Annotated in this window: 16 protein-coding genes; 8 read left to right on the top strand and 8 right to left on the bottom strand. The window is 71.5% G+C overall.

Annotation, left to right across the window (positions count from 1 at the left end; genetic code table 11):
* Window positions 1–15 precede the first annotated feature (15 nt).
* A complete protein-coding gene (locus DT019_RS20565) occupies window positions 16–1,452 on the top strand; it encodes a cytosine permease (protein WP_114038335.1) in 1,437 nt (478 codons plus the stop codon).
* 69 nt (window positions 1,453–1,521) lie between these two features.
* Here the strand turns inward: DT019_RS20565 and DT019_RS20560 are convergent, their stop codons facing one another.
* Both DT019_RS20560 and DT019_RS20555 read right to left on the bottom strand, forming a co-directional pair.
* Window positions 1,522–2,607, bottom strand: a complete 1,086-nt coding sequence (locus DT019_RS20560) for a branched-chain amino acid aminotransferase (protein WP_114038334.1) — start codon at window positions 2,605–2,607, stop codon at window positions 1,522–1,524.
* A 239-nt stretch (window positions 2,608–2,846) separates the two neighbouring features.
* Complete coding sequence (locus DT019_RS20555; protein WP_114038333.1) at window positions 2,847–3,896, bottom strand: 3-isopropylmalate dehydrogenase; 1,050 nt, start codon at window positions 3,894–3,896, stop codon at window positions 2,847–2,849.
* 151 nt (window positions 3,897–4,047) lie between these two features.
* Here DT019_RS20555 and DT019_RS20550 point away from each other — a divergent pair, with 151 nt between their 5' ends.
* Window positions 4,048–5,622: a purple acid phosphatase family protein gene (locus tag DT019_RS20550; protein WP_114038332.1), complete on the top strand. Its 1,575-nt coding sequence runs from the start codon at window positions 4,048–4,050 to the stop codon at window positions 5,620–5,622.
* A gap of 8 nt (window positions 5,623–5,630) precedes the next feature.
* Here the strand turns inward: DT019_RS20550 and DT019_RS40750 are convergent, their stop codons facing one another.
* Together DT019_RS40750 and DT019_RS20540 are read right to left on the bottom strand one after the other, a co-directional pair.
* Entirely contained in the window at window positions 5,631–5,759 is a 129-nt protein-coding gene (locus DT019_RS40750) for a hypothetical protein (protein ID WP_114038331.1), read from the bottom strand.
* 251 nt (window positions 5,760–6,010) lie between these two features.
* Window positions 6,011–7,393 (bottom strand): MFS transporter, encoded by a 1,383-nt coding sequence (locus DT019_RS20540; protein ID WP_114038371.1) that lies wholly within the window; start codon window positions 7,391–7,393, stop codon window positions 6,011–6,013.
* 93 nt (window positions 7,394–7,486) lie between these two features.
* Here DT019_RS20540 and DT019_RS20535 point away from each other — a divergent pair, with 93 nt between their 5' ends.
* Window positions 7,487–8,488, top strand: a complete 1,002-nt coding sequence (locus DT019_RS20535; RefSeq protein WP_114038330.1) for a LysR family transcriptional regulator — start codon at window positions 7,487–7,489, stop codon at window positions 8,486–8,488.
* Here the strand turns inward: DT019_RS20535 and DT019_RS20530 are convergent.
* A complete protein-coding gene (locus DT019_RS20530; RefSeq protein ID WP_114038329.1) occupies window positions 8,379–9,344 on the bottom strand; it encodes a LysR family transcriptional regulator in 966 nt (321 codons plus the stop codon). The genes DT019_RS20535 and DT019_RS20530 overlap by 110 nt on opposite strands.
* A 102-nt stretch (window positions 9,345–9,446) precedes the next feature.
* Here DT019_RS20530 and DT019_RS20525 point away from each other — a divergent pair, with 102 nt between their 5' ends.
* From DT019_RS20525 to DT019_RS20510, 4 genes are all read left to right on the top strand, one after another.
* On the top strand, window positions 9,447–10,445 hold the full coding sequence (locus DT019_RS20525; RefSeq protein ID WP_114038328.1) for an MDR family NADP-dependent oxidoreductase: 999 nt from the start codon (window positions 9,447–9,449) through the stop codon (window positions 10,443–10,445).
* Between the two features lie 89 nt (window positions 10,446–10,534).
* Window positions 10,535–10,882, top strand: a complete 348-nt coding sequence (locus DT019_RS20520) for a PadR family transcriptional regulator (RefSeq protein ID WP_114038327.1) — start codon at window positions 10,535–10,537, stop codon at window positions 10,880–10,882.
* Complete coding sequence (locus tag DT019_RS20515; RefSeq protein WP_114038326.1) at window positions 10,879–11,610, top strand: hypothetical protein; 732 nt, start codon at window positions 10,879–10,881, stop codon at window positions 11,608–11,610. The genes DT019_RS20520 and DT019_RS20515 overlap by 4 nt, the downstream gene beginning before the upstream one ends.
* 190 nt (window positions 11,611–11,800) lie before the next feature.
* The gene (locus DT019_RS20510; protein ID WP_114038325.1) at window positions 11,801–13,846 is read left to right on the top strand and encodes a phosphocholine-specific phospholipase C; all 2,046 of its coding nucleotides are present in this window, start codon (window positions 11,801–11,803) and stop codon (window positions 13,844–13,846) included.
* A 99-nt stretch (window positions 13,847–13,945) separates the two neighbouring features.
* Here the strand turns inward: DT019_RS20510 and DT019_RS20505 are convergent, their stop codons facing one another.
* Window positions 13,946–14,476: a GNAT family N-acetyltransferase gene (locus DT019_RS20505; protein ID WP_114038370.1), complete on the bottom strand. Its 531-nt coding sequence runs from the start codon at window positions 14,474–14,476 to the stop codon at window positions 13,946–13,948.
* Between the two features lie 107 nt (window positions 14,477–14,583).
* Here DT019_RS20505 and DT019_RS20500 point away from each other — a divergent pair, with 107 nt between their 5' ends.
* The gene (locus tag DT019_RS20500; protein WP_114038324.1) at window positions 14,584–15,288 is read left to right on the top strand and encodes a nitroreductase family protein; all 705 of its coding nucleotides are present in this window, start codon (window positions 14,584–14,586) and stop codon (window positions 15,286–15,288) included.
* Window positions 15,289–15,375: 87 nt separating this feature from the next.
* Here the strand turns inward: DT019_RS20500 and pruA are convergent, their stop codons facing one another.
* Together pruA and DT019_RS20490 are read right to left on the bottom strand one after the other, a co-directional pair.
* Window positions 15,376–17,007, bottom strand: coding sequence for an L-glutamate gamma-semialdehyde dehydrogenase (gene pruA, locus DT019_RS20495; protein WP_114038323.1), 1,632 nt, complete (start codon window positions 17,005–17,007; stop codon window positions 15,376–15,378).
* Window positions 17,008–17,070: 63 nt separating this feature from the next.
* Complete coding sequence (locus tag DT019_RS20490) at window positions 17,071–17,997, bottom strand: proline dehydrogenase family protein (protein WP_114038322.1); 927 nt, start codon at window positions 17,995–17,997, stop codon at window positions 17,071–17,073.
* Window positions 17,998–18,196 lie beyond the last annotated feature (199 nt).

The raw sequence follows: 18,196 nt of genomic DNA, 5'->3' as shown, positions 1-18,196 counted from the left end.
GTGAGAGGCACCCGCATGCCCATAGAACAGCGCGGAGTCGACACGATCCCGGAAGCGGAACGCACCAGCGGGCCGCGCGATCTCGTCTCCATCCTGCTCGGCTCCAACCTCTGCCTCGGCGTGATCGTCTTCGGCTGGCTGCCGGTCTCCTTCGGCCTCGGCTGGTGGGCCTCGGTCGGCGCGATCGTGGCGGGCACGGCGGTCGGCACTGTCCTGACGGCGCCGCTCGCCCTCGTCTCGCTGCGCACGGCGACCAACCTGTCCACGTCGTCGGGCGCCCAATTCGGCGTGCGCGGACGGCTGGTGGGCTCGGTCGTGGGCCTGCTGCTCTCCCTCGGCTACACCGCGCTGACCGTGTGGATCGGCGGGGACGCGATGACGGGCGTCCTGCACCGCCTGTTCGGCCTGCCGACCGGCGGTGTCTCGTACTCGATCGTGTACGCCGTACTCGCCGGGGCCACCGTCGTGGGCGCGGTCTACGGCTACCGGGTGCTGCTGCGTCTCTCGCGCGTCCTGGCCGTGGTCATGACGGCGCTGCTCGCCCTCGGAGTCGCCGCGTACGCCCCGCACTTCACCACCGCGGCGCTGCCCGGCGCGGGCGGCTATCTGCTCGGCTCGTTCTGGCCGACCTGGCTGCTCGCGCTCGTCGCGGCCGGACTGAGCGGCCCGATCGCCTTCATCACGCTGCTCGGCGACTACACGCGCTACATCTCACCGGCCCGGCACCGCCCGCGCCGCGTCCTGCACGCCACCTGGCTCGGCCTGACCGCGGGCCTGCTGGTCCCCCAGCTCTTCGGCACGTTCACGGCGTACGCGGCCCGGGCGGCCACCGACTACGCGGGCCCGCTGGTCGCCGCGGCCCCCGGCTGGTACCTGGTGCCGCTGCTGCTCGCGGCCTCCACGGGCTCTGTGGGCAACGCGGGCCTGATGCTGTACTCGATGGGGCTCGACCTGGACGCCATCCTGCCCCGGGCCTCGCGCACCCAGGCCACGTTCGCGGTGGCCGCCGTCGCGACGGTGTGCGTCTTCGCGGGCCACTTCGCCTGGGACGCGCAGGCCGCGATGACCTCGTTCGTCCTGCTGCTCACGGCGATCGGCACCCCCTGGGCGGTGATCACCCTGATCGGCTTCGTGCGCTGTCGCGGCGTGTACGACGCCGACGCCCTCCAGGTCTTCAACCGCCGCTCGCGGGGCGGCGTCTACTGGTACCGAGCGGGCTGGAACCCGCGCGCCGTAAGCTCCTGGGCGCTCGGCGCGGGCGTGGGCCTGCTCGCCGTCTCCCTGCCCAACTACCAGGGGCCGCTGCTCCGTTGGACCGGCGGGGTCGATTGCAGCTTCCTGCTGTCGGGCGTGGTGGGAGGCCTGGCGTACGCCGCCCTGACGGCGCGGCCCCGGGCAACCGAAAGGGCCGCCCAGGACACGGAGTCCGAGGCGGCCCTGGTGGAGAGCTGAGCATCGCGCGGGGCCAACGCCCTTGGGGCGCGGGAAACCGCGGGGGTGCCGGGGGCGGGCCCGAGAAACCTAGCCCAGCGGGTGCATCCAGCCGTGCGGGTCCGGGGCGACCCCGGTCTGCAGGTCGAGCAGCGCCTTGCGGAGCTTCATCGTGACCTCGCCCGGCTCACCGTCACCCTGCGTCCAGTTGGCGCGGGCCGACTTCACCGAGCCGACCGGGGTGATCACCGCGGCGGTGCCGCAGGCGAAGACCTCGGTGAGCGTGCCGTTCTCGTTGTCGCGCTTCCAGTCGTCCGTGGAGATACGGCCCTCGACGGCCTCGTACCCGAGGTCACGGGCGATCTTCAGGAGGGAGTCGCGGGTGATGCCGGGCAGGAGCGAGCCGGTCAGCTCGGGGGTGACGATCTTGTCGCCGTACACGAAGTACAGGTTCATGCCCCCCATTTCCTCGATCCAGCGGTGCTCCACGGCGTCCAGCCAGACGACCTGGTCGCAGCCGTGCTGGGCGGCCTCGGCCTGGGCGACCAGGGAGGCCGCGTAGTTGCCGCCGGTCTTGGCCGCGCCGGTGCCGCCCTTGACGGCGCGGACGTACTCCTCGGACAGCCACACCGAGACGGGCTTCACGCCGCCCGGGAAGTAGGCACCGGCCGGGGAGGCGATCACGATGAACAGGTACTCGTTCGCCGGGCGCACCCCGAGGCCGACCTCGGTCGCGATCATGAAGGGGCGCAGGTAGAGGGAGGCCTCGCCGGTGGCCGGGACCCACGCCTTGTCCTGCTGGACCAGGGCGTCGCAGGCCGCGATGAACAGGTCGGCCGGCAGCTCGGGCATCGCGATGCGGCGGGCCGAGTTCTGGAAGCGCTCGGCGTTGGCCTCGGGCCGGAAGGTGGCGACCGTGCCGTCGGGCTGGCGGTAGGCCTTGAGGCCCTCGAAGATCGTCTGCGCGTAGTGCAGCGTCATGTTGGCCGGGTCCATGGACAGCGGGGCGTACGGCACGAGCTGGGCGTCGTGCCAGCCGCGGCCCTCGGTCCAGCGGACCGTCACCATGTTGTCGGTGAAGTGGCGGCCGAAACCGGGGCTGGCCAGGATCGCCTCGCGCTCCGCGTCGGACAGCGGGTGCGAGGTGGGCTTGAGCTCGATCGTGGGCGTCGTCATGAGTGCTGTGTCCTTCACCGGTGGATAGTGACGGACCGCGCTCACGCCGCTGCCTGTGCCTGGACGTCCGAGCTGCTCCGCATGCCGCGGCCCACGTTCGATTATCGCTCTTGGTGGGGCCTTGGACATAACGGCGTGATGTGCGGTCCGGGGTTGATGGTGTCACCCGGTGGCCGCATGCGAAAAGCCGCCGGGGTCAAAAGCGAACCCGGCGGCTGTTACGTGAGGGAGCCGCGGGGTCAGCCGGCTACCCGTACGGCGAGCGCGTCGCCGATCTCGTCCGTGCTGCGGACCGTGTCGCCGCGGGCAGCGAGGTCCTCGGAGACGGCGGCCTCGATGCGGGCGGCCTCGGCCTCGTACCCGAGGTGGCGCAGGAGCAGCGCGACGGAGAGGACGGTGGCCGTGGGGTCGGCCTTGCCCTGCCCCGCGATGTCCGGCGCGGAGCCGTGCACCGGCTCGAACATCGACGGGAACTCGCCGCTCGGGTTGATGTTGCCGGAGGCCGCGACGCCGATGCCGCCGGAGACGGCCGCGGCGAGGTCGGTGATGATGTCGCCGAAGAGGTTGTCGGTGACGATCACGTCGAACCGCGCGGGGTCGGTGACGAGGAAGATCGTCGCCGCGTCCACGTGCAGGTAGTCGGTGGTGACCTCGGGGAACTCCTCGGCCACCTGGCTGAAGATGTTGGTCCACAGGTGTCCCGCGTAGGTGAGGACGTTGTTCTTGTGGACCAGCGTCAGCTTCTTGCGCGGGCGGGCCTGGGCGCGGGCGAAGGCGTCCCTGACCACGCGCTCGACACCGAAGGCGGTGTTGACCGAGACCTCGGTGGCGACCTCGTGCGGCGTGCCGGTGCGGATCGAGCCGCCGTTGCCGGTGTACGGGCCCTCGGTGCCCTCCCGCACGACGACGAAGTCGATCTCGGGCTGACCGGCGAGCGGGGTGGCGACGCCGGGGAGCAGCCTGCTGGGCCGGAGGTTGACGTGGTGGTCGAAGAGGAAGCGGAGCTTCAGCAGGAAGCCGCGCTCCAGGACGCCGGACGGGACCGAGGGGTCGCCGATCGCGCCGAGCAGGATCGCGTCGTGCTGCTTGAGGGCCTCGACGTCGGCGTCGGTGAGCGTCTCACCGGTGGCGTGGTAGCGCCGCGCGCCGAAGTCGAACTCCTTGGTCTCCAGCTTCACATCCTGCGGGAGGACGGCGCTGAGGACCTTGAGGCCCTGGGCCACGACCTCCTGGCCGATGCCGTCACCGGGGATCACTGCGAGATTGATGCTGCGAGAACTTGCCGACATGGGGGAACCCTACTCGCCGTCCCAGCCATTGACACCCGATGTCCATGATGTGGACGGACGTCTTCTCTTCGGGGCGTCGTGTGGCCAGTTGTACGCCTCGCGTTCACCGTTCCGTGAGAATCGCGTCGACTCGAAGGAGGACGTTTTCGCCATGGACATCCCGAGATTCGGCATCCCCGACCGGCTCGCCGAGCGCATGAGCATGGCCGAGCAGCACGAGTACCTGCGCGCCAAACTGACCCGGCGCGGAGTGCTGCGCACCACCGCGGCCACCGCCGCGGTCGCCGGCGCCGGTGTCGCCACGGCCGGGGCGGCCTCGCCCGCGTTCGCGGCGCCGACCGCCCTCACCGCCAACTCCCGCACCAGGGTGGACGGTTCGCTGGCCGCGCCGTTCGGCCGCCACCTCGCGTACGGGGCCGACCCCAAGACGCAGATGCGCGTCTCGTGGCAGGTCCCCTTCGCGGTGCGCAAGCCGTACATCCGCGTCGGCACGAGCCCGTGGTCGCTGAGCCGGCGGATCGACGCGGAGGTGCGCCACCTGACGACGCCCGCGCTGAACGGCGGGAAGATCGCGGCGGCCGAGCAGTTCTACGTGCACGCGGGCCTGGACCGGCTGCGGCCGGGTCAGACGTACTACTACGGGGTCGGCCACGACGGCTTCGACCCGGCGGACCGCCGCAACCTGGGCACGCTCGGCACCTTCACCACGGCTCCCGCGCACCCCGAGAACTTCACCTTCACGGCCTTCGGCGACCAGGGCGTCAGCTACCACGCGCTGGGCAACGACCAGGTGATCCTGGGCCAGAACCCGGCCTTCCACCTGCACGCGGGCGACATCTGCTACGCCGACCCGTCGGGCTCGGGCCAGTCCTCCGACCAGTACGACGCGCGCACCTGGGACCAGTTCCTGGCGCAGACCGAGTCGGTGGCCAAGACCGTGCCGTGGATGGTGACGACCGGCAACCACGACATGGAGGCCTGGTACTCGCCGCAGGGCTACGGCGGCCAGAACGCCCGCTGGTCGCTGCCGTCCAACGGACCCGACCCGGTGAACCAGCCCGGCGTCTACTCCTTCGTGCACGGCAACGTCGGCGTGGTGGCCCTCGACGCGAACGACGTCTCGTACGAGATCCCGGCCAACTTCGGCATCAGCGGCGGCGGTCAGACCCGGTGGCTGGACCGGCGCCTGGGTGAACTGCGCGCCCATCACGCCGTCGACTTCATCGTGGTCTTCTTCCACCACTGCGCGTTCTCGACGACCAGCTCGCACGCCTCGGAGGGCGGTGTGCGCGACGCGTGGGTGCCGCTGTTCGAGAAGCACCAGGTGGACCTGGTGATCAACGGACACAACCATGTGTACGAGCGCACCGACGCCATCAAGGGCAACAAGGTCGGCCGCAAGGTCGCGATCGGTGAGCGCACCGACCCGACCCGGGACGGCATCGTGTACGTCACGGCCGGTGCGGCGGGCCGTTCGCTGTACAGCTTCCCGGTGCCCGACTCGTACGAGGGCCATGTCGCGGACCGCGACAGCGTGGACACCTATCACTGGGCCAAGGGCGGCGCGAAGGTCACCGAGACCGTGGAGTGGTCCCGGGTCCGTTACACCAACTACTCGTTCCTCGCGGTGGAGGTCGAGACCGGCCACCGCCCGAGGATGAAGGTCAGCGCGCTCGCCGAGACGGGTGAGCGCGTCGACCACTTCGAGATCCAGCGCGGACGCTGATCACCGGCTCAGTGCCCGGTGGCGCCGCCGTTGTCCCTGCGGTCCAGCGCACGCTGGAGGGCGGCGGCGGCGTTCTTGCGGTCGGACTCGCTGCTGCGCGAAGAGTGACGGACTCGGCGGACGGGCTGCTTGACCATGGGGATTCGACTCCTCTGCTGAGAGGTCCGGGGCAGGCCCCGGCGGATGCAGTGAGGTGCCGGAAGGGGCGGGGAGCGCTGCCGCAGGGGTTGCCTGCCTGAGGGCATCGCGCTCACGACCGCCGTTCGCTGGATCTGCGAGTCGTTCGGCTCCTACAAAGCTAAGCCTTGCGCTGGAGTCTGTCTCCACAATTACTCGGACTCCCTACTATCTGAGACGGACACCCTCTCGACGCGATGCGCGGGGGCGGCTACGCGAGCCGGGTACGCACGGCGTCGCCGGCGTCGCGGTGCAGCCGCAGCGCGCCCAGCGCGGGGATCAGGCACACGGCGCCGAGCAGGCAGAACGCCACCGCGTAGGCGGCCGAAGGGGTGTCGGTGAGGCCGCTGCCCAGGCGCAGCGCGAGGGTCGCGACGGCCACCCCGAGCCCGGCCGCGAGTTGGTTGGCGGTCGCCGACAGCGCGTTGGCGTCGCGCAGCCGCTCGGGGGCCATCTCGCTGAAGGCGATGGTCGAGTAGCAGGTCAGGCCGAGCGAGCGGGCGGCCCCGCCGAGCAGGACGAGGGCGGCGGTCACGGCGACGGGGGTGGCGTCGGTGAGCAGGGCGCAGCCGGCGACGGCGACGGCGAGGCCGGTGGTGGAGACGAGGAGCAGCGGGCGGAACCCGAAGCGGTTGAGGAGGCCGGTGGTCGCGGGCTTGATCCCGATGTTGCCGACGAAGACGAAGAGCACCACCGCACCGGACTTCACCGCGCTCCACCCGAACACCTCCTGGAAGAGCAGCGGCAGCAGGAAGGGCATGGCGCCGACCACCATCCAGAAGAGCGAGCCGCCGGTCACGGCGGCCCGGAACGACGCCACGTCGAGGGTGCGCAGGTTGACCAGCGGGTGCGCGGTGCGCAGCAGATGGCGCCCGGCCGCGCCGAGCGCGAGGACGGCGAGCGCGGCGACGGCGGCGACCGGCGGCCAGGCGCTGTCGGTGTCGGCGACCAGATGGGTGGCCCAGGCGAGGGCGGCGAGCCCGGTGCAGCCGAGCAGCACGCCGGGGACGTCCAGGGGCGGCGGGGTGGCGGTCGGCCCGGCCACCACCAGGCGCCGGGCGACCAGGTACGCGGCCGCGCCGATCGGAAGGTTGACCAGGAACATCCAGTGCCAACTGGCGTACGTGGTCAGCACTCCCCCGAGCAGCGGGGCGACGACGGGGGCGAGCAGCCCGGGCCAGACGATGTAGGCCATGACCTTCGGCAGGTCCGTCTTGGCTGCGCCGGCCAGCACCAGGAGCCGGCCGACCGGGACCATCATCGCGCCGCCCGCACCTTGCAGTACGCGCATGGCTATGAGGAGGCCGAGGCTGCCGCTGGCCGCGCAGCCCGCCGAGGCGAGGGTGAACACCGCGATGGCGGTGAGGAAGATCCGCCGCGCGCCGTAGCGGGCGGTGAGCCAGCCGCTGAGCGGTATGAGCACGGCGAGGGTCAGCAGATAGGCGGTGATCACCAGGCCCACGGAGGCGGGCGTGGTGTGGAGGGAGGCGGCCATCTGCGGGGTGGCGGTGGCCACGATGGTGCCGTCGAGCATCTCCATGAAGAAGCAGCCGGCGACGAGGAGGGCGGTGGCGCGCTGTCGGGTTTCGAGCATGGGGTCCAGCGTGGCCGCACTCATTGCTGCACACAAGGTCCGTTTTATCAACCGAGGCGTGCATCCCATGCATGAGTCGGCGATAATCGGGCCATGCCACAGCTGCCGGACATGAATCTGCTGCCCTCGCTCGACGCCCTGCTGCGAGCCGGGAGCGTGGCGGGGGCCGCCGCCGAGATGCGGATCTCGCCGTCCGCGATGAGCCGGACCCTGGGGCGGCTGCGCCGGGTGGTGGGCGACGACCTGCTCGTGCCGTCGGGGCGCGGCCTGACGCTGACGCCGCGCGCCCGGGAGCTCCAGCCGCGCGTCGAGGCGGCGCTCGCGGCGGCGCTGGCCGCCCTGCGCCCGCCGCCCGAGCTCGAACTCGCCACCCTGCGAAGGGAGTTCACCATCCGGGCCAATGACAGCATGGCGGTGATCTTCGGGGCGCCGCTGACCGAGCGGGTGATGCGCGAGGCGCCCGGGGTGCGGCTGCGGATGCTGCCCGAGGGCGACGAGGACCCGAGCGATCTGCGGGACCGGATCGACCTGGAGGTCGGCCAGATGGGCGACCTGCCGCACGACGTCCGCAGCAGTCCGCTGGCCGAGTACCGCTACGCGGCGGTGGTGCGCGCCGACGGGCCGTACGCCGCCGAGCGGTTGACCCCCGAGCGGTTCGCCGCGCTCCCGCACATCACGGTCACCCGGCGCGGCCGGGTGCGCAGCGTGGTCGACGAGCGCTTGGCCGAACTCGGCCTGACCCGGGACGTGCTGGCGACCGCTCCGACCTACTCGGCGGCCTGCTTCCTCGCCCTCCGCTCGGACGCGCTGGCGCTGGTGCCGTCGCATTTCGCGGTCGAGGCGGCCCGGGCGATGCCGCTCGCGGTCCTCGACATCCCCCTCGACCTGCCGGCCAACCCCTTCGTGCAGGCCTGGCACATCCGAGTGGACGCGGACCCGGCGCACCGGTGGCTGCGGGGCGCGGTCGCGGAGACCGTGACGGGGATCAACGCGGCAGACCGGCCGGGTGCTGCGCCGTCGGCGGGGCCGGGATCGGGGCCCGGCTCGCCGGGCGGGGGACGGCCGACTGCGGGCGCAGCGCCCGCAGTTCCCTGATCAGTCCGCGGACGGCGACGGAACCGGCGAGTTCGGGCGTGGTCACATAGCCGACGGAGCGCGTCGGGCGCTCCGGTCCGAGATCGGTGATCTCGACCGAGAGCGGCGCTCCGATCAGCGAGAGCTCCGGCATGATGGCCATCCCGAAACCACTGCTCACCATCGAGAGCACCGCTCCGTCGTCCTCGGCCCGCACCGTCGCGGCCGGGATCCACTCCTGCTCGGACCACCAACGGCGGGTGTACGACGTGCAGTTCTCGTCCCAGTCGACCAGCGGAAGCGAGCGCGGCGCGGCATGCCCCGCCGGGTGGACCAGCGCGTACCCCTCCTCCAGGAGTACGTCGCCGACCAGCCCGGGCGGGACGGGCGAGGTGGTGCCGATCGTCGCGATGCCGAGGTCGGCGCGCCCCGCCGCGACCTCCCCGGCCGTGCCCGCGCCGATCTCCCGCACCAGGCGCACCTCCGGCACGATCCCGGGGTGGCGGACGGTGAGCCGTTCCAGGGCCGCGGGCAGCAACCGCAGGGCGGCGCTGCGGAAGGCGGCGATCCGCAGCGGCCCCTCGACGGTGTCGTCGGCCGGGTCGGGAGCGGCGCCGCGTGCCTCCGCCGCCAGGGTGTCGAGCAGCCGCAGCACCCGGCGCGCGTGGGCGACCGCGCGAGCTCCGGCCGGGGTAGGCGTCGCGCCCCGGCGGCCGCGCTCGAACAGCACCGCGCCTATCTTGGCCTCGCTGGAGCGCACCGAGTGCGAGACCGCGGACTGGGCCATGCCGAGTTTCTGCGCGGCGGCGGAGAAGCCGCGCTCGCGCTCCACGGCCACCAGGACGCGCAGTTCGTGCGGGGCGAGGTCGCTGGGCATCGGGGCTCCCACCTGTAGGCATGAGGAGAATTGATGGTTCGGACGGTGCCATCGACGCAACCCCCTGCCACCGGTGCGCATTCCCTCCTAACGTCCTGGCCCATGACGACCTCGATCACCGTTCAGCAGACCGCCCGCCCCGTCGGGCGCCCGGTCCCGGCCGACTTCGCTCTGGTCCGGGCCCAGGTGCCGGACCCGGCCCCCGGCACCGCCCTCGTGGAGAACCTCTACCTCTCCGTGGACCCGTACCACCGCGAGGTGATGGACGCGGGCCCCCTGCACACGCCGCTTGAGGGCCGCGCGCTCGGCCGGGTGCTCGCCTCGCGCGATCCGGGCCTCGCGGAGGGCGATCTGGTCTTCCACCGGCAGGGCTGGCGCACCCACGCGCTGGTCACCCTGGGCGCCGACGGGGTGCGGAAGATCACGGCGTACGACGGCGTCCCGCTCTCCGCGCACCTCGGCATCCTCGGCGGCACCGGGCTCACCGCCTATGTGGCGCTCACCCGGACGCTGCGCCTCCAGCCCGGCGAGGACCTGTTCGTCACGGCGGCGGCCGGGGGCGTCGGCACGGCGGCCGGACGCATCGCGCGGCTGCTCGGGGCGGGCCGGATCATCGGCAGCGCGGGATCGCCGCGCAAGGTCGAGTACCTTACGGAGGACGTCGGTTACGACGCCGCCTTCGACTACCACGACGGCCCGGTCGGCGAGCTGCTGGCCCGGGCGGCCCCGGACGGCGTCGACGCGGTCGTCGAGAACGTGGGCGGCGCCCATCTGGAGGGCGCGATCTCGGGCCTGCGCGCCCACGGCCGGATCGCCTGGGTGGGCGCGGTCGCCCAGTACGACACCCTCGCCGCGCCGCCCGCCGCGCCCCGCAATCTCTACGAGGTGATCAGCAGGAGCCTGCGCCTGGAGGGCGTGCTGGTCCGCAACCACCGTGAGGTACAAGGCGAGTTGGAGGAGTTCCTGGTCCCGCATCTGCGATCGGGGCGGGTGCGTTCGGACGAGACGGTGGTGGACGGGTTCGAGGGGATCGTGGACGGGTTCATCGGGGTGCTGGGTGGAGCCAACACGGGGAAGCTCCTGGTGCGCGTGGCCGACTGAACGCCCGCCCGCCGCGCGCGACGGGCCCCGGGGGTGGCGACATGGCCACCTAGATTGCATTCCTACCTAGGTGGTGGTGGAATACACGCATGGCCGCAGACCGCAGATCCAGCTGGCTCAAGGGCGTCCTCGACCTCCTCGTCCTGTCCTGCCTCACCGACGGTGAGAGCTACGGGTACGAGATCTCCAAGGCGCTCACCGCCGCCGGCCTGGGAGACATCAAGGGCGGGACGCTCTATCCCGTGCTCAACCGCCTCGAAGAGGCGGGCCTCGCCGTGGGCGAGTTCCGGGCCGCCGAGCGCGGGCCGGGCCGCCGTTACTACCGGCTGACCGACGACGGCCGCCGGGCCCTGGCCGAACAGGGCGCGTCCTGGCGGGAGTTCCACGCGGCCGTCACCACCATGCTCACCGGCACAGTTCCAGGGGGACCAGAGTGAACACCGACTACTTCGCCGAGCTCGGCCGACTGCTCGCGGCGCGCGGCATGCCGGAGCGGGAGGTGTCGGCGACGGTCGCCGACCTGACCGGCTACCTCGCGGAGTCCGGATCGGCCGACGCCCGCGAGGAGTTCGGGGCGCCGGACGTCTTCGCGGACCGGCTCACCCAGGAGCGCACCGCCGAGCCGCCGGGGGCGGGGGCCGAGACCTGGAAGTGGACCGCCGACATCTACTCCGACCGGCTCCTCCTCAACCAGTACGGGGCCGAGGGCTGGGAGGTCGAGTCGATCGACTTCGTCGGCCGCTTCGTGTGCCGCCGGCCGGACGCCGCGATGCGCTGGGAGTACCGCCGCGAGACCGCGCACGGCGTGCAGGAGCGCGAGGCGTTGGTCGCCGAGCTGGAACCGGACGGCTGGGAGCCGTGCGGCCGCTGGCTCCACATGACGTACCTCAAGCGCCCGGCCGCCGCGAGCGCGGGCCCGGCCGCCGAACTGGCCGCGACCCCGGCGAGGCCTGGTCGGCACCTGTTCTTCAGCGCCAAGTACCGAGGTCTGCTGGCCGTGTTCGCCATCTCGACGGCGCTGCTGGCGGCCGGCTTCGGCTCCGGTCTGGTCGACCCGTCCCGGCCCGGCTTCTGCCTCGGGATGCTGGGCGCGGTCCCCGTGGGGTCGCTGCTCGGCTGGTACGGGGTCAAGCGGGACATCGCCCGGGGCGTCGAGAGCCGCTGAGGGGTCGGGGCGGCCGGTCCGGATTCTCCCCGCACCTATCATGCCGCCCCTTTTCGGACCTTAAGAATCCCTGCCGTTGACGCAGAGTTCATAAATCTCTCCCTGTAGAGGTCTAGCTTCATACCTTTGGCTGCCGCCACTCTTGCGCTCGATGTGCCGCTGGGGCACAGGGGACCGAAGAGGCGGGCGGATGACACCGATCAGTCGAAGAGGATTCGTGGCGCTCGGCGCGGGTGTGGCAGCCGGAGCCGTGCTGCCCCCGGGGGCGGCCCGGGCCGCCGGTCCGGCGGTCACGAGCACGACGGCCGCCTCGGCGACCGGCACCATCAAGGACGTCAAGCACGTCGTGATCCTGATGCAGGAGAACCGCAGCTTCGACCACTACTTCGGCCGCCTCAAGGGCGTCCGGGGCTTCGGTGACCGCAGCGGCATCCTGCTCCCGGGCGGGCAGCCCGTCTTCAATCAGCCCAACGGCACGGGCCGCCAGTACCCCTGGAAGCTGAGCGCCACCCCGGCGGCGGGCGGCGCCGACGGCGAGACCCTCGCCCAGTGCAACGGCGACCTGCCGCACAGCTGGACCTCGCAGCACGCGGCGTGGAACAGGGGCCGCATGGACAGCTGGGTCTCCGGCGTCGGCAACGTGCGCTCGCTGGGCTACCTCGAACGCGGCGACATCCCGTTCCACTACGCGCTCGCCGACAACTACACCATCTGCGACGCCTACTTCAGCTCCACGCTCAGCGCGACCGGCCCCAACCGCACCTACCTGTGGAGCGGCAAGGTCGACGGCACCAGCTACGACGGCGGCGACGAGTCGGGCCTGACCTGGGAGACGTACGCCGAGGCCCTCCAGCGGGCCGGGGTCAGCTGGAAGGTCTACCAGAACGCCAACGACAACTACGGCGACAACGGCCTGGCCTACTTCGCGAAGTTCGCCGCCGCCGGGCCCGGCGACCCGCTGCACGACCGCGGCATGGGTTCCGTCCCGGCGGTCAAGGGCTCCACCCCCGACGACATCGCCGCCGCCATCAAGGCGGACGCGCTGGGCGGGACGCTCCCCCAGGTCTCCTGGGTGGTCGCCAACCAGGCCTTCTCCGAGCACCCCTACGCGCCGCCCGGCGACGGCGCGCACTTCGTCGACCTGGTCTACCGGGCGCTCGCCGCGGCGCCCGACGTCTTCGACTCGACCGTCCTGTTCCTCAACTACGACGAGAACGACGGCTTCTTCGACCACGTGCCCCCGCCCTCGCCGCCCGCGGGGACGGCGGGCGAATTCCTGAGCGGGGTCCCGTACGGGCTCGGCTTCCGGGTGCCGATGCTGGTCATGTCGCCCTGGACGCGCGGAGGCTGGGTGTCCTCCGAGGTCTTCGACCACACCTCCGTGCTGCGCTTCCTGGAGACGTGGACGGCGGCCCTCGGCATCCCGGCGGCCTGCCCGAACATCAGCGCCTGGCGCCGCAAGGTGACCGGCGACCTGACGGGCGTCTTCGACTTCGCCTCACCGGTGTACGGCATGCCCTCCGGGCTGCCCGCGACCTCGGTCATCGGCATCGGCACCTGCGGCCCGCTGCCCAACCCCGCGCCCCAGACCAACGCGCTGCCCGCGCAGGAGTCCGGCACCCGCCCGGCCCGCGCGCTGCCCTACCAGCCGAACGGCAACCTCGACCGGTTCGAGTTCCAGGCCGGTGGACAGATCCTGGCCTGGTTCGGCATGGCCAACCAGGGCGCCCCCGCCACCAGCGCCGCGCACTTCTCGCTCCACCCCAACGCCTACCGCGACACCACGCCCTGGCAGTACACGGTCGACCCGGGCGGCACCGCCACCGACTTCTTCCAGATCGGTACGGGCGCGGGCGCGGGCAAGTACGACTTCACCATGGTCGGCCCCAACCGCTTCCAGCGCCGCTTCATCGGGGACGCCACGAAGGCGGGCAAGTCCGTCGAGGTGGCGGCGCGCTACGCGGTCGAGTCCGGCACGGGCCAGCTGGCGGTGTGGTTCAAGATGACCAACTCCTCGGCGGCGTCCGTCAAGTTCACCATCACCTCGAACCACTACCGCGGCGACGGCCCCTGGACGTACACGGTCCCGGCGGGCGGCTCGACGGAGGACTTCTTCAACGCGGTGGCGTACCAGAAGGGCTGGTACGACTTCACCATCACGGCCGACTGCGACGCGTCCTGGTCGCGCCGGTACACGGGGCACCTGGAGACGGGGGCGGCATCGGTCAGCGGCTGACAGCGATCAACGACTGACCGTCATTGATGGACTGACAGATCCTGAGGGCCCGCAGCTTACGTCCGGCCCGGGACGCGGGCGTGCTGTAGGCGGCCGCCGCTACAGCACGTCCCCGTCGCGCCAGTCGAAGGTCAAGGGCGCGGTGGCGGGCGGGGCTTGTCCCCACACATAGGTGGTGCCCTCCTCCTCGGGGAGCCGCACCACCCCGGCGGGCCCGAGCACCTCGATCCGTCCGTCCCACAGCCGCCAGCCGCGGGCCCGGTACAGCGGGGCGCCCGTTTCGCTCGCCGCCAGCGCGCCGAAGGCGTACGCGCCCTCGATCATCCGCTCCAGCGACGCCATGACGAGGCCGCCGAGCCCGTGGCGCCGCAGGTCCGCGCGGACGGCGACGCCTTCCACGTACCCGATGCGGTACGAACGCCCGTCATGCAGCACCCGCCGCATGACGACGCTGCCGTGCGCGACGAGTTCGCCGCCCCGGTGGACGAGGGCGTGCATCCCGCCGAGGCCGTGGTCCCAGTCCTCGTCGCTGAAGTCCCCGTCGAAGGCGGCGTCGAGAAGGCCCCGGATCCCGGCCAGCCCGGCGGGGCCCAACCCACTGGTGTGCACGGTGCGCTGCCTCACATCCATGCCCCCATCCTTCCAGGCGCTCGCCTCGACGCCGTTCATGGCGGTTTTCAAGTCACCGACCGAATCAGCCACTTGGGCCACGGCCCACGGGGCGCGAGACTCGGGGCATGTCCTCACCTACCGAACAGCACTGGACCCCCGTGCACGGCGAGCCCTACCGGCCCGTTCCCTATCGGCCGGTCCGGATGGCGAGTGCCGAGACCCTGGCGCGGGCCGCCGAGTTGCGCGCGCGCATGGACGAGCGCCGTACCGTGCGGCGCTTCTCGCCCGACCCCGTGCCCGAGCAGGCCGTCCGGGACGCGGTGGCCTGCGCCGCGACCGCGCCGTCCGGGGCGCACCAGCAGCCGTGGACGTTCGTCCTGGTCAAGGACGCGGACGTACGGCGCCGGATTCGCGAGGCGGCCGAGGAGGAGGAGCGGATCTCCTACGACGGGCGGCTCGGCGAGGAGTGGCTGGCGGCGCTGCGGCCGATCGGCACCGACGCGGTGAAGACCCACCTGACCGACGCCCCCGTGCTGCTCGTGGTCTTCCAGCAGCGGTACTGGCTGGCCGGGGACGGCACCAAGCACAAGCACTACTACGTCGACGAGTCCGTGGGCATCGCGGTGGGTCTGCTGCTGTCCGCCCTCCACCAGAGCGGCCTCGCGGCGCTCGTGCACACGCCGAGCCCGATGCGCTTCCTGTCCGAGGTCCTGGAGCGGCCCGCGAACGAGAAGGCGTTCGCCGTGATCCCGGTCGGCTACCCCGCCGACGACTGCGAGGTCCCCGACCTGGTCCGCAAGTCGCTCGACCAGGTCCTGATCGAGGTCTGAGCCCCGGGCTGCCCGGCGGAATGGAAACCGCCCCCGTCCTCGGTTGGGGGACCAAGGACGGGGGCGGGGTTCGGGTGCGACTACGGGTCAGCCCATGTGGGGGTAGGTGTAGTCGGTCGGCGGGACCAGCGTCTCCTTGATGGCGCGGGTCAGCGTCCAGCGCATCAGGTTCTGCGGGGCGCCCGCCTTGTCGTTGGTGCCGGACGCGCGGCCGCCGCCGAAGGGCTGCTGGCCGACGACGGCGCCGGTCGACTTGTCGTTGATGTAGAAGTTGCCCGCGGCGTAGCGGAGCTTCTCCATCGTGTGGGCGGCCGCGGCGCGGTCGTTGGAGATGACGGCGCCGGTCAGCGCGTAGTCGGAGGCCGACTCCATCTGCTCCAGCATCGCGTCGTACTGGTCGTCCTCGTAGACGTGGATCGCCAGGATCGGGCCGAAGTACTCGGTCGTGAAGACCTCGTTCGCCGGGTCGGTGCACTCGATGACGGTCGGGCGCACGAAGTAGCCCACCGAGTCGTCGTAGGTGCCGCCCGCGACGATCGTGCAGGAGGCGTCGGCCTTCGCACGGTCGATCGCGGCCTTGTTCTTGGCGAAGGAGCGCTCGTCGATGACCGCGCCGATGAAGTTCGACAGGTCGGTGACGTCGCCCATGGAGATGCCCTCGACCTCGGCCGCGAACTCCTCCTTGAAGCCGTCGTTCCAGATGGAGGCCGGGATGTACGCACGCGAGGACGCGGAGCACTTCTGGCCCTGGAACTCGAAGGAGCCACGGGTCAGCGCGGTCTTCAGGACGGCGCGGTCGGCGCTCGGGTGCGCGACCACGAAGTCCTTGCCGCCGGTCTCGCCGACCAGACGCGGGTAGGTGCGGTACTTCTCGATGTTCGTGCCGACGGTCTTCCACAGGTGCTGGAAGGTCTTGGTCGAACCGGTGAAGTGGATGCCCGCCAGGTCGCGGTGGTTCAGGGCGACCTCGGAGACGGCCAGGCCGTCCCCGGTGACGAGGTTGATGACGCCCTTGGGCAGGCCCGCCTCCTCCAGGAGCCGCATGAGCAGCACGGCGGCGTGCGTCTGCGTCGGGGACGGCTTCCACACCACGACGTTGCCCATCAGGGCCGGGGCGGTCGGCAGGTTGCCCGCGATGGCGGTGAAGTTGAACGGCGTGATCGCGTAGACGAAGCCCTCCAGCGGGCGGTGGTCCATGCGGTTCCACACGCCCGGGGAGTTCGCCGGGGGCTGCTCGGCGAGCAGGTTGCGGGCGTAGTGGACGTTGAAGCGCCAGAAGTCGACGAGCTCGCACGGGGTGTCGATCTCGGCCTGCTGGGCGGTCTTCGACTGGCCGAGCATCGTGGAGGCGGCCAGCGTCTCGCGCCAGGGGCCCGCGAGCAGCTCGGCGGCGCGCAGGATGATCGCGGCACGGTCGTCGAAGGACATCGCGCGCCAGGCCGGGGCGGCGGCGAGCGCGGCGTCGATCGCGTCCTGGGCGTCCTGCTCGGTGGCGTTGGCGTAGGTGCCGATGACGGCGCGGTGGTTGTGCGGCTGCACGACGTCGAAGCGCTCGCCGCCGCCCATCCGCTTCTCACCGTTGATGGTCATCGGCAGGTCGACGGGGTTCTCCGCCAGTTCCTTGAGCTTGGCTTCCAGACGGGCGCGCTCCGGGGAACCAGGGGCGTAGCCGTGCACCGGCTCGTTGACCGGGGCGGGGACCTGGGTCACAGCGTCCATGATTCCTTGACTCCTTTGTGAGGGGTGTTCGGTTGAACGGAGGCTCTGGGCCTGTCCGAAAATCTAGTTCTTGGTGATCATCGAGCGGACGAAGAACAGCAGGTTGGCCGGCTTCTCCGCGAGGCGCCGCATGAAGTAGCCGTACCAGTCGGTGCCGTACGCGGTGTAGACGCGCATCCGGTGGCCCTCGGCGGCGAGCCGGAGGTGCTCCTCGCCGCGGATCCCGTACAGCATCTGGAACTCGTACTCGTCCAGCTTGCGCCCGGCGCGCCGGGCGAGCTCCTGCCCGATGGCTATCAGGCGCGGGTCGTGGGACCCGATCATCGGGTAGCCCTCGCCCTCCATCAGGATCCTCAGGATCCGGACGTACGCCTTGTCGATCTCGCGCTTGTCCTGGTACGCGACCTCGGCGGGCTCCTTGTAGGCGCCCTTCACGATACGCACCCGGCTGCCGTTCGCGGCGAGGCGGCGGGCGTCGGCCTCGGTGCGGAACAGGTAGGCCTGGATGACGCAGCCGGTCTGCGGGAAGTCCTTCCGCAGCTCCTCGTGGATGGCGAACATCGAGTCGAGGGTGGTGTGGTCCTCGGCGTCCAGGGTGACCGTGGTGCCGATCGCGGCGGCGGCCTCGACGACCGGGCGCACGTTGGCGAGGGCCAGCTCGTGGCCGCCCTCCAGCGCCTGCCCGAACATGGAGAGCTTCACCGACATCTCGGCCTTGGTGCCGTGGCCGAGCTCCTTGAGGCGCTCGATGAGCTCCAGGTAGGCGTCGCGGGCGTGGGCGGCCTGCTCGGGGGTGGTGATGTCCTCGCCCACCACGTCCAGGGTCAGCTCCAGGCCCTTGCCGACGGTCTCCTCGACGATCGGCACGACCTGGTCGACGGTCTCACCGGGGATGAACCGGTTCACCACGGGCTTGGTCACCGGGGCGGCCGAAACAAGCTTGCGCATCTTGACGCTGCGCGAAGCGGCGAGGATCACGGGACCCAGCACGGGGCACCTCCACGGAAAGAACTAGACGAGGGCCGTGACCTGGGCCGCGAGGACGATGGACGTCTTTCGGGCGAACCGGTAACGGCACGGAGAACCACCGTGAAACCTAAGGATCTCCCCGATCCTCTGCCATCGACAGCTGTCACGCATCCGTGGCCCAGATCTCATACACATGTCTGAAGCGCCTCCCTGGATGAGC

The organism is Streptomyces sp. SDr-06, assembly GCF_003324565.1.
Lineage (GTDB): Bacteria > Actinomycetota > Actinomycetes > Streptomycetales > Streptomycetaceae > Streptomyces.
The sequence above is the reverse complement of the archived record's forward strand: the minus strand, read 5'-3'. Positions and strand labels throughout refer to the sequence as shown.